4 protein-coding genes are annotated in these 13071 nt (G+C 43.5%); all 4 read left to right on the forward strand.

Going from position 1 to position 13071, the window contains the following annotated elements:
- Positions 1 to 7: 7 nt before the first annotated feature.
- The 4 genes from myaer_RS17550 (at position 8) to myaer_RS17575 (ending at position 13070) form a co-directional block, all read left to right on the forward strand.
- Positions 8 to 4003, forward strand: a complete 3996-nt coding sequence (locus myaer_RS17550) for an Eco57I restriction-modification methylase domain-containing protein (RefSeq protein ID WP_201261999.1) — start codon at positions 8 to 10, stop codon at positions 4001 to 4003.
- Positions 4004 to 4411: 408 nt separating this feature from the next.
- Complete coding sequence (locus myaer_RS17555) at positions 4412 to 9757, forward strand: DEAD/DEAH box helicase (protein ID WP_046663022.1); 5346 nt, start codon at positions 4412 to 4414, stop codon at positions 9755 to 9757.
- Positions 9758 to 10659: 902 nt separating this feature from the next.
- On the forward strand, positions 10660 to 12309 hold the full coding sequence (locus myaer_RS17570; RefSeq protein WP_046663023.1) for a hypothetical protein: 1650 nt from the start codon (positions 10660 to 10662) through the stop codon (positions 12307 to 12309).
- A 218-nt stretch (positions 12310 to 12527) separates the two neighbouring features.
- Positions 12528 to 13070: a hypothetical protein gene (locus myaer_RS17575; RefSeq protein ID WP_004269039.1), complete on the forward strand. Its 543-nt coding sequence runs from the start codon at positions 12528 to 12530 to the stop codon at positions 13068 to 13070.
- The last annotated feature ends 1 nt before the right edge of the window (position 13071 follow it).

Raw genomic sequence — 13071 nt, forward strand, 5'->3', positions numbered from 1 at the left:
TTTCGCCATGAATAACGCCGCCGCCTACCGTATCGCCGGAAATCTACTCGCGTCTGACATGACCACCGAAATCGCTTCGGGAGAAAAGGATGGTCAGAGCAATATTCATTTCGGTCTGGAGCGATCGATCAAGTTGGAGGACGAGATCGCTTTCGTTTGGGGCGAGGCCAAGGATCAGTGGCAGATTTTCCAACGTCGTTTAAAACGACTGGGGGAAAGCGATACGGGAACGTCAACAACGCGGGAATTTTGGGTGATTCCCCTGCTTAAACTGCTCGGCTATCAACCCGTCTTACAAGAGAGAGCGGAGACGGTAGATGGTCAAACTTTCGCCATCTCCCATCGGGCTGGTTTTGGAGACGGGACGGGCGATCTTTCCCCTCTCGAATCGCCCCCGGTTCATATCGTCAGTTGTAAGCAATCCCTAGAGCAACGTCCGCCCTCCGGTCGTCCCCGACTTTCCGCTCACGCTCTAGTACAGGAATACCTGAACCGTACCGAGCATTTATGGGGAGTCGTTACCAACGGGTTACGATGGCGACTCCTGCGGGATTGCTCTTTGATGACCCGATTGACCTTTATCGAGTTCGATCTAGAGCAGATCGTCCAGAATGAGAATTACGCGGAATTCTGCCTGTTTTATCGGCTTTTCCACCGTACCCGTTTACCGTGGGGAGTCGAGGATGTGGATAGCTGTTTTCTGGAAGTCTATCACCAAGATGCGTTAGAACAGGGGGGACGGGTACGGGAGCGGCTACGCGACGGGGTTGAACAGGCTTTACTACTATTGGGAACCGGTTTCTTACAACACCGCCAAAATCAGCGTTTAAGAGAGGCGATCAACTCCAGGGAGTTGTCGGAACGGGATTATTACCGGTCCCTGTTGTTGTTGATTTACCGCTTGTTATTTCTAATGGTGGCGGAGTCCCGTAATCTACTGTTAGCAGGGGAAGACGAGGGAAAAGCTCGAATTTACAGCGAGTATTATAGTGTCTTCCGGTTGCGAGCCTTGGCCGAGCGGAAAAGTTACCTTCGGGAGGGTTTTCAGGACAATTGGCAGGGGTTGAGGGTCACGTTTAGTCTATTCGACGAGAGTTGGCGCGGGGAATTATTGGGGTTATCGCCCTTGAACGGTGATCTGTTCGGCTCGAATTCCTTGAAATTGCTAGAAGATTTGGCGATCGATAATCACGATCTACTTCTGGCTATCCGTCATCTCTCTCTGTACGAGAATCGCGGTCAATTACGCCGCGTGAATTACGCCGCGCTCGACGTGGAGGAGTTGGGAAGTGTTTACGAGAGTTTATTGGATTTCACACCGAGAATTGTCAATGAATCCGTATCTTACCGTTTTCTCTTGGTAATCGGGAGCGATCGTAAAACCACCGGATCCTATTACACCCCCCCCGCGTTAGTCGGACAGTTAATCAAATCGGCTTTAGAACCGGTTATCGCCGACAAGCTGAAAGGGAAGGAATCGCCTGAAGACAAGGAAAAAGCTTTATTATCCCTGACCGTATGCGATCCCGCTTGTGGGAGCGGTCATTTTCTACTCGCGGCGGCGCGGCGTATCGGCAAGGAATTAGCCCGCGTCCGTAGCGGGGAAGATCAACCCTCTCCCGAAGAGATCGGGAAAGCCACCCGCGACGTGATCCAAAATTGTATCTACGGGGTGGATTTAAACCCTCTCGCGGTGGATCTGTGTAAGGTCGCCCTGTGGATCGAGGGTTTTTGCAAGGGATTCCCGCTTAATTTCCTCGATCACCGGATTAAATGCGGGAATTCTCTAGTGGGGGTGATGGATCTCGATGTGCTGAAAGAGGGGATTCCCGACGAAGCTTATAAAGCGGTCACGGGCGATGATAAATCTCTCGCTACCAAGCTGAAAAAATCTAACAAGGAACAGTGCAAGGTTCCGAAAGGTCAGTTGTCGCTATTCCAGGATATAGATTTCGAGGTTCGGCAGGGGAACTATGCGGAAGGCTCGCGGCATCTCAACCGCATCACCGATTCGACTCCCGCGGAATATCACCGCAAACAGGAACGCTACGAGGAATTACGCGCTGATTCTCAATGGTGGCAGGATTTTTCCGCCTGTAATCTCTGGACGGCGGCATTTTTTATGCCTTTAACCGAGGCGAATTTACAGCTTATCCCCACTACGGAAGCCCTCCGTCGTCTCCTACGGGAAGCGGAACAGCGTCAGCAACGGAACCCCCTTCAAGGTTCTCTCTTCGCTGACGGGGAAACCTCTTCCTCGACTCCTTTTAGCGTGACGCGAATTGTCGAGGCGGCGAATAATCTCGCGAGAGAACAGCGATTTTTTCACTGGTGTCTGGAATTTCCCGAAGTGTTCGCCGAAGGGGGATTTAGCTGTGTTTTAGGAAATCCACCGTGGGAACTATTACAAATAGCGGAGAAGGAGTTTTTTGCTTCTAAAGATGAAAGTATCGCTAATGAAAAAGATAGTTCTAAAAGAAAAAAACAAATCCAGCAATTGGCAAAAACAAATCCTCAGTTATTACAAATGTTTGAAAATACAAAGCATGATGCAGACGCACAAAATAAATTTATTCGAGAGTCAGGAAGATTTTTATTAACACTAAGAGGGAAAATTAATACTTATTCTGTCTTTGCTGAACTAGTTAAAAACCTAATGTCTTCTCAAGGAAAAAGTGCAGTAATTATTAAATCTGGTATTGCAACAGATGATTCTAATAAAGATTTCATTCAAAACGTTGTTAGTAATTGTTTACTAACTAGCTTTTTTGACTTTAACAATGAAGATTATATTTTTAAAGACATAGAACATACAGTTTCATTCGCTATTCTGACTTTATCCAACATTCCATGTAGTCAGGTATATTTTGCTTCACAGCTAAGAAATTTAAATCAACTTAAAAATCCTCTAAAGCTTTATGGATTGAGTAGTGACGAAATAAGACTTTTTAATCCTAATACTCTAAATCTTCCTATTTTTCAGTCTATAGAAGATCTGAAATTGGTCAGAAAAATTTATCAAAAAGTTCCTGTTTTAAGCAATCTTAAAAAGAAAGAAAACCATTGGAAAGCTTTCTTTAGACAAGGATTGTTTAATATGACATCTGAACGAGAAATATTTTGGATAGAAAGTGAGTTAATCACCAATAATTTTAATTTAAAACGAAATGTATATTTTAAAGAAAATATTATTTATTTGCCTCTTTATGAATCTAAAAACACAGATCAATATAATCATCGGTTTGCAGGTTTTGAAGGAATTAAAGAAGAAGAAAGATACCGTAATAGACCTCCCATTAATGAGGCTAATCAACAGCAGTTGGCTAATGTTACTTGGCAAATTACACCGAGATACTGGGTACAGAATCAATCTGTTGATTTAAAAATCCCCGAACAGTGGAAATATAACTGGTTAATAGGTTTTCGGAATGCTATTAATGCTTTTGCCGATTCAAGAAGCGTAAGATTTACACTTATTCCTAAGTGTGGTGTTGGCAATTCTATGCCTTTAATCTTTTCGGAAGAAAAGCCTAAAATGTTATGCTGTTTAGTAGCTAATTTTAATTCATTGATTCTTGATTATGTTGCAAAACAAAAAGCAAGTGGTGGAAATTTAAACTTTTATGTTGTCAAACAACTCCCTATCATTCCCCCAAACTGGTACACATCAGAAGACATCGAATACATTAGCGATCGAGTCCTTGAATTAGTATACACCGCTTACGACATAAGACCCTTCGCTGAAGATATGGGATACTACGGCGAACCCTTCATCTGGGATGAAGACCGACGGGCGAAACTGCGCGCCGAACTCGATGCGAAATACGCCAAACTCTACGGCTTGACCCGTGACGAGCTAAGGTATATCCTAGATCCCGCCGATGTTTACGGCGAGGATTTCCCCTCGGAAACCTTCCGAGTCCTCAAGAATAACGAGATGAAGAAGTACGGCGAATACCGCACCCGTCGCCTAGTTCTAGAGGCTTGGGATTCAATGAAATAATCGAACAATTTTTTATCTTTCTGAAACATTATGTAGGGTCTGCTGAATAAATCTAAAAACCTTGTTGGGTAAGACTTTTAGACTTTTTGTCAATCAAAAAGTACCAGGCATGGGAGTGATCAGGGGGAAAATTGAGGTACTTTTTCCCTGAAAATTAGGTAGTTGACCACGGCGGTTCGACAAGCTCACCGTCCTACTCGACTGAGCTTCGCCGAACGTCCTGAAAATGGATAAAACCCCACACCCGTTCGGACTTCGGCGTGAGCTCAGTCGAACGCTGAGCTCACGGCCGAAGCCCACACCCCACACCCTGCCCCCACGAAAAACTTTTTCAGCAGCCCCTAATTATGATAAATCTCTTTATCGAGCCGGGCATTTTAAGAGAAAGGACTCATCCACGAAATACCCATGATTCTCAAAGACCTCCTCGCCGGTGGAATTCCCGCCATAACCGCTACCAGCACTTTTATCGGAATGGGAATGCTTCCCCAAAAGCTCAATGCAAACGGGGTGGATACCCTCACTGACGAACAAATCGAAGCCCTTTTCTCCAATATTCCCGCGGATTGGAGTTTCTCCGACCTAGCCGAGAGAGTCTTTGACGAGTCAACCGTAAGTGAGTCTCTAGCCGATCGACTGATCGCCTATATCGATCAAAAACACGGCGGGGAATCTCTTACCCCCGAACCGCGGGAATCATCCGAACCCGAAGGGGATAGCCCCCGAAAATTCGATATTTTTACCCTCCGAGATGAAATTGTCGAGGATTACCGGGGATACATCGAGAGCTTTCTGAGTATTAAGGACAAACGGATAAAAGAGTTCGTCAATAGGGAATTAGACCGGGGACAACTCTGGAAAGATCCCCTCGTCCAACTCAATCCCCCTTACAAACGTGGCGCGACCGTCGGCCAGCTGATCGGACGCGGGATACTCCATCAGGACTGCGATCGCTACTTCCCGAACTTCACCTTTTTCGAGCATCAAGAAACCGCCTTTCAACTAGCCCGCCAGAATTTACCCTACGTCGTCACCACGGGAACCGGGTCGGGAAAAAGCTTGACCTATGTAGTCCCGATCATTAACGACATCCTCGAAAACCCGACATTACAGGGAGTTAGAGCTATTTTGGTCTATCCGATGAACGCGCTCATAAACTCTCAAGAGGAAGAATTCAAGAAATTTCTAGAGAATATCCCCGATAGCCCGATTAAAGTAGCTAAATATACGGGACAAGAATCTTTAACGGAAAAAGCCGAGATACAGAACAATCCGCCCCATATCCTCCTGACGAACTATGTGATGTTGGAGTTGATGCTTACCCGCGTCCACGAGGATAAACTGGTAGCTTCGCCCGACCTGAAATTCTTGGTACTCGACGAACTGCATACCTATCGCGGTCGTCAGGGCGCGGATGTAGCCCTAGTAATCCGAAAACTCAAAAGGCGATGCGATAAGTCCTTAGTCTGTATCGGCACATCGGCCACCATGTCCACCGAGGGCGATCGGGCCGATCGGAAGCGAACCGTCGCCGAAGTCGCCAGTAAACTTTTCGGTGTCGAGATCTCCCCCGATCGAGTGATCGATGAAACCCTGGAACGCGCTATTTCCCGCCCCGATCCAACGGTAGCCGAACTACAACAGTCTCTACAGCAAGAAGTCTCCCCCGAAGAAGAACAAACCGACGAAGCTTTCCAACAGCATCCGCTCGTCGCATGGATCGAGATGAATTTGGGATTAGAGGAGGAAGATGGCTATTTAAAACGCCGTACCCCCATATCTCTTAAGGAAGCAGCTGACCAGTTAGCCAAGTTAACCAAGATCGATACCGGTGTCTGTCTCGATCGATTACGGGAGATGTTACTCTGGAGCGGTCGGTTAAACGCTAGTAAAACGAAGAATTCCAGAGAGGTCAGAGGTCTTCCCTTCCGCCTACATCAGTTTATTTCCCAAGGTGGCAGTGTCTATGCGACCATCGAACCCCACGAACGACGGGAATTAACCCTAGAAGGGCAGTATCGAACTACTCGTGATCGATTGCTCTTTCCGATCGTGTTCTGCCGAGAATGCGGTCACGACTATTATGTGGTTCGCTACGATTCCGAAAAGTACCAGATTACGCCTCTAATTCCCACGGCGATCGACGAGGAAAACGACGAGGATATTACCGAGGGATATTTAACTCTCGACGAACCCGATCTATGGGACATCAATGACGAGGAACGCTTACCAGATACTTGGTTTAACTTAAATAAAAGCGGACGGAAAGTCAAAAAAGATTTCGCTAAGTTTATCCCGCGAGAACTGTATGTTTATCCGGATGGCAGGATCGTCACGGGAGCGTTTAGCACCGACGATCCGATTCAACCCGTTCGTTGTTGGTTTATTCCTAAACCCTTTTTAACTTGCTTGAACTGCGGTGTTGTGTATGATCGCAAGACTACCGAATACCGCAAACTATCCCGTCTTAGTAGTGAGGGGCGTAGTACCGCCACCACTCTACTCTGTCTCTCCACCGTCAACCGCTTAAAGCTGAATCTGAATATTCAAGAAACTGCGGCGAAAATCCTTAGCTTCACCGATAATCGTCAGGACGCTTCCTTACAAGCAGGTCATTTTAACGATTTCGTGCAAACTTCCTTTTTACGGGGCAGTTTAAATAGAGCTTTGCAAAACCACGGATATCTAACCCACGCGGAATTAGCGGCAAAAGTAGTGAACGCGATGGGGCTAACTCAAGAACAATACGCTGAACAACCTGTCACCTTCGGTACCGGCAAAACTCGCAACGAGAAGGCTTTTGAGGATCTGATTCAGTATCGCCTCTACGACGATTTAAAACGGGGCTGGCGCATTGTCCAACCGAATTTAGAACAATCCGGTTTACTGGCGATCGAGTACCCGGATTTAGAAAACAACTGTCAAAATCTCGCTCCCTGGCAAAAATACCCTCATCCCGTTCTCGTCTCGGCAACTCCAGAGCAACGTTTAAAAGCGGCCAGCTTTTTACTGGATCATTTACGGAAAAATTTAGCCCTAGACGCAGACTTACTTCAGTCAAATCGTCTCAACGAGTTACAGAGACGAGTAAATCAAGCTCTTAACCAGGCTTGGAAATTCGATGATCATGAATACCTTCCTCCCGCAACAAAAGCTTCTCACCTTAACAATCCTCGATCGGGAGCCACGGTGAAGTTAACCGCGAAAAGTAAAGTCGGGAAGTATTTGCGATCGGAGCAATTATGGGGACACAAGGTTACGGAAGCCGAATATGAAAGCTTAATTGTATCTTTAATCAATGCTCTAGCGGATTCCGGGTATCTCAAGCGAGAGGGAACGGAAATTCAGCTACGGGTGGATTCGATGGTATGGAAAGCGCAGAAAGTCGATCGGGTAAAACTCGATCCCACCGTTCGGAAACTCCGGGATAGCCTTCTCGAAGAGCGGGAAGTGAACGCTTACTTTCAGAACTTTTATGATCGACAGGCCACGACGATCCGCAAAATGGAAGGGCGGGAACATACTGGACAGGTTGCCAACGACAAACGCCAAGAACGAGAGGAGAAGTTTCGGAAAGGGGAACTAGCGGCTTTATTTTGCTCACCAACAATGGAGTTAGGGATCGACATTTCCGATTTAAGTATCGTCCATCTACGCAACGTCCCTCCCTCGCCCGCAAATTACGCTCAAAGAAGTGGACGGGCCGGTCGGGGCGGACAGGAAGCCCTCGTTATCACTTATGCGGCCTACGGAAACGGTCACGATCAATATTTTTATAATCGACAGGCACAAATGGTGTCGGGGGTTGTTGTTCCCCCGAAATTGGAACTAGCTAACCCCGATCTGGTTAAATCCCATCTTTATTCGCTCTGGCTTTCCTACACGGGGGTCGATCTAGGTAACTCGATGAATCAAATCCTCGACTTAGAGAAAGACGGATACCCGATTAAAGACGGTATCTGGCAACAGTTAAAGTTATCTTCCAATAAACTCAACCTGTGTTGGGATGATGCTCGCACGATTCTCGGTGATGTTTATTGTCAGGGGGATCTCGCTCAAACAAACTGGTACAGTGCAGACTGGCTGAAACAGACTCTAGAAAATGCCTCTGACGAGTTCCACAATACTTGCAATCGCTGGCGTAGGTTGTACCGAGAAGCGACCGAGCAGTTACAAAAAGCCCGCGAGACTATCGATCGAGCCGTTAGAGGTGGAGTGACCGACGAGGAGAAAAAGAAAGCGAATGTTTCAGAAGAAGATGCCAAGCGTCAACGGGACTTATTGGTAGGATCGGACAGGAAAGGGCGTTCTCAAAGCGAGTTTGAATTTTATCCCTACCGTTATTTTGCCAGCGAGGGATTTTTACCTGGATTTAATTTCCCCCGTCTCCCCGTGCGTGGTTTTATTCCCGCAGGGAACAAGGGAGAATTTATCTCCCGCCCTCGTGCCGTCGCTATTCGAGAACTAGCTCCCAGAAATATCATTTATTACGAGGGCAGTAAATTCCAGATCGCGAGAACGAGAATTTCGCCTCAAGGAGAACAGCAGTTCCGCCGAATTTCGGCTTGTTCTCGATGCGGTTATTTCCATGCCGATACGGAAGCGAATCGAGATACCTGTGAAAACTGCGGTGCTAGGCTCCAAGATCGGCTCTACCATGTTCTCGTACTCGATACGATGATTACCCGTAGAAGGGAACGGATCACCTGTGACGAGGAAGACAGACTCAAGTACGGCTATATTCTGACCACCCATTTTCGCTACGACTCCCATAAACGTCGTAAAGCTCTAGTAACCGCGGCGGACAGTACGGAACTTCTAAAAATTTCCTACGGGGAAACCGCCAGTATCCGACGAATTAATCGAGGTTTACGATTTAATCAAGAGCGAGGATTTAGATTGGATACCGCGAAGGGAGAATGGTTAGATGCGAAACAAGATAACCCATCCAGTAACTCGCAAGCGGGCATTAGCCTGATGGTAGAAGATACCCGTAATATTCTCGTCGTCGAACCCTGTTGGGGTAAGGCCGATCTCGCTCCGGAATTCCTAATCACCTTTCAACACGCTTTAGCGAGAGCGATACAAGCTCATTACAAATTGGAGGCCGAAGAATTAGCCTCGGAAAAATTGGGCGAGGGAGGATACATTCTCTTTTGGGAGTCTGCCGAGGGAGGAGCGGGAGTCTTAGCTCAAATTCTCGATAATCCCACATCTTTCCAGAATTTAGCCCAACAAGCCCTTGATATATGCCATTTTAAGCAGGATAAGCCCGATTGCGCTCAAGCCTGTTACGAGTGCTTGTTATCCTATCAAAATCAGTTTGACCATCCCTATCTAAATCGACATTTGATTAAAGATTTTCTAGAACAGCTTGCCGGAAGTCGGTTATCCTTCTCCCAAGAGGGCGATCGGGAACAATCCTATCAAATCCTTCTCCAACAAAGCGATCCCAATTCGGAATACGAGAAAGTCGTGTTAAAGGCTATTTATGAGCAGGGCCTGCCACTGCCAGATCGGGCGGGAGTATATATCCCCGATGCGGACTGCAAACCTGATTTCATCTACGAGAATCTTAAAATTGCAATTTTCTGCGATGGCTCGGTTCACGATCATCGCGATCAACAGGAACAAGATCGCGTCAAACGAGAGAATCTAAAATGGCACGCCCGTTATAAAGTTTTTAGTTTTAATTACCAATCAGACTTACAGGAGCAAATAGATAAACTACAAGCCATGTTAAGTCCAACATAAGACCCTTTTTCGTCCGATTGTGGTTTAACGCCAGTTCGGTTTAAGGGAATTTTGCCATAGCTTCCACGAAAGAATAGGAGTTTCAGGCTACGGTAGTATCAGGGTTTTAGCTTATCCCGAACTGAGGTTAAAAAATTAACAAAACCCTTACTGCATGCAGCTTCTCAGAAAAAATTGACAAGCCGTCACTGGGTACATTTTTCGCTTGAACATGGCTGTATCTGGAGTAGAGCGATTCCCTAAAGTTCGCTGTATAGCGATCGCTAACCTGATGGCAATTAATCTTTAGAGTAAGGGATACCTCTGTAGCCATGTTTTTACTGGTTTTCTGACCCGAAACAAGCTATAATGGTCTAAAGGTCAAATTTGAAAAATTTTGCCTCAAACCCTATCAGCGTAAAGACTTCAGGATTTTGTGTCTAATAGTTCATCAGTATTATATCGCTTTAACTCAGGCTCTCTAAGACTTTTAGCGATAGCTAGTATGTTTATACAGGGGAAGTCAAGTAATGAGATGCTTCCCATAACTTTTCTCTCTAAGTAGTCGTGCAAAATAAATTTCCTAGTGAAGATAGGCAAGAAGCAAGAAGCAAAAGCTTTATCGCAATGTGTAATTAATTTTGCTTAGGTACTTAAAATCTCCAACCTTGGTTGGCAAATATTTAGAGTAGCCAACATTAAACTGTTTTACAAGTAAACTTAAGTTTTTTTCATAATAGGTTTGGTATGGACGATAATTTCACGCTAAAAAATCTTTGCAGAAAAATAAGATTGACACTTACGTCGCTAAAAAATAGGTCAGAAATCATTCGAGATTTTATTCTGGACTTAGAGACTTATTTATAGTCGTATGAGCGGCACATAACAACATTAACTACTTTCAATTAAAATCAATAATCAAAATGAGCAATGTCAAGATAAGACTAAATTTTACAACTAATTTATTTACAGGTATTTTAATTACCTTTGGAATTGCTATATCTGGAATTATTAGTCAAAACAGTGCAGTAATGGCTACTAATATCGACAATCGAATAACTCCAAATTTATCAAAAACAACTAAAAAGACCGTGGCAATTTGCATCTTTGGTTTTTGTGTAGATACTCCTTCTCTTCCAACGCAAATACAAAATACTATAGAACAAGGTGCTTCTTCAATTATATTGCAACAATTCCGTTCTTTTCTCAGTAACGAAATTCCTATATCAGGAACAGAACATAAACTGTATCCTGTTACATATTCTCTCTTTGGCGAAGCATTTTTACCATCTAAATTATATTTAAATCACTTTAAAGACTCTCATTTTATTCAGTCTGGAGACTATCAAATTCCTGCACATTTTTATTGTACTCATGTTTATACTTTCAATGGCTCTGGAAATCGTTATCGCCTTGCAAAAATTAATGGCAAAATGTCACAAGCACTAAGTGCATTGTATAAGCGTGCCAGTTTAAGCGAAGTGCCAGTTCAAGATATTCAGAAATTATCTTGGAGCATTCAAACAGGAGTTTCTTACCATAAATTACCTGAATCTTCTCAAATATTAGTCGATCAGTTAATTCCTGAATATCGCCAAAATATGAATGATAGTTTTATGACTAATACAATAAATTTTTATGATAATCTTTCTCGTCAATTCTCTTTACCATCTTTGGATAAGTTTCTAAGTAATTTGGGAGAGATAGGAACTCTTGTGAAGGCTTTACTCCGCGCACGAGAGCAGGTTATCAATACAAGACTAGATTATTCCACACTTGCTAATTCTTTTGTTATTCAACAAAATCTTAATTTAATGGGAGGCATTGAAAGTACACCTTGGAGCCAAGTAAATGAGCAACTGTACCTACGGTTAATTGCTCCACAAGGAGCGATGAATGATGGAATTATACAAGTTAGAATTCTTAGGACAAACAAACAATCTAAAAAGGTTACTTCCCATCGTCTATTTGCAATGAATACCGATATAAATTCATTTAAACTGCTGACCGTAAATGATAATTCTGTTTCTTCATTACCTACGGCAGGAGAATTAAGGAATATAATATCTCAATTAATTGGTATTCCTGAAGCAAACGGTCATCAAGCAATTACTGCAAGTATTTTATCTCCCCCTGAAATAATGTCAAGGACTGATAGATTGGGAGCGCTTCAAGCAACTAAAGAGTTTAAACCTGGTACTGTTGGCTACGGTGTATATAAGGCAATTGAAGCTCTGTACTATGGAAACGAATTTTTAGGTGGATATGGAGCATTTGCAAATAAATATAGCGCAGAAATTGGTGCTTTTTTTCAGCGTTCAGATATTCAAGAATTAATGAAACAACCAATTAATAGTCAAGCAAATTTATTAGTTGCTAAGGCAGAATTTGACTATTGGACTTTCGTACAAAATAACCCACGATCTACAGCAGAAGATAAAGAAGGGGCAAGAATAGCTCTTAAGTTTTCACCAGAGGTCAGAGCCAAACTACAAGTGTATTATGCGAATGGAGACTATACACGCGCTAATTTGTTAATTATCAAAAATTATCCTGGAATTATTTTTCACTAAAGTATGAACAAAGACTACTTATTAACTAGCACAAATATCTCGAATTCTTACCGAACAACGGTTTTATACAAAATCAGTGTGACCAAATCTCAAACGCTATTGACAATAGGTCAATTTTGTAATCCGTTGAAATGTTTACACTGATATCCGCTAGGTGCTTCTTATTTATAGCGTTTATGCTATCATACCCTTGACCCTTCTGAACCGTTATAAAAGCTATGACATCTCTTAAAAAGATAGTAAATTTACTTAACTGTTTTCTTTGTTTAAATTTATTAAATTTAATTGCTTACAAACCAATGTTAGGACAATTATTTATTGCCAGTCCTATTTTGAAGAATAGTGATGATAAGCAAATCTTAGAAGAACCTAAATTAGTGTTAACTAGAAACAAAAAATATGCAGAATACGAAGGTCAACTTGTCGCACCAGGACATGGTAATCAAAATTATAAAATTATTCGCATAGATACAACTAATTTTATTACAGGTGGAACTTTAAGAATAGATATTCAGGTTGGCTCTGGTCAAAGCCAAGCCTCTTTTGATTTATTTGCAGAGGATGCAGTCATTCCTATTGCGGGCAGACCACAACAAAGTTTAGCTGGTGCTTATGATATTTCACCTGATTCGGGGACATCTCTTACTTATAAATTTGATAAGGGAGAAGTCTTCCAATTTGGTGCAACTGGCAATTGGTTTAGTCCAAAAGGAAGTCGTAATAGCTATAGAATTAAAGCTTATGTAATTCCCAAAATTTAGT

The organism is Microcystis aeruginosa NIES-2549, from assembly GCF_000981785.2.
In the GTDB taxonomy this organism is placed as follows: Bacteria; Cyanobacteriota; Cyanobacteriia; order Cyanobacteriales; family Microcystaceae; genus Microcystis; species Microcystis aeruginosa_C.

What these genes read in the sequence shown, in the direction of transcription:
- myaer_RS17550 (WP_201261999.1), top strand. Translation starts at nt 8, where the DNA reads ATGAATAACGCCGCCGCCTACCGTATCGCCGGAAATCTACTCGCGTCT.
- myaer_RS17555 (WP_046663022.1), top strand. Translation starts at nt 4,412, where the DNA reads ATGATTCTCAAAGACCTCCTCGCCGGTGGAATTCCCGCCATAACCGCT.
- myaer_RS17570 (WP_046663023.1), top strand. Translation starts at nt 10,660, where the DNA reads ATGAGCAATGTCAAGATAAGACTAAATTTTACAACTAATTTATTTACA.
- myaer_RS17575 (WP_004269039.1), top strand. Translation starts at nt 12,528, where the DNA reads ATGACATCTCTTAAAAAGATAGTAAATTTACTTAACTGTTTTCTTTGT.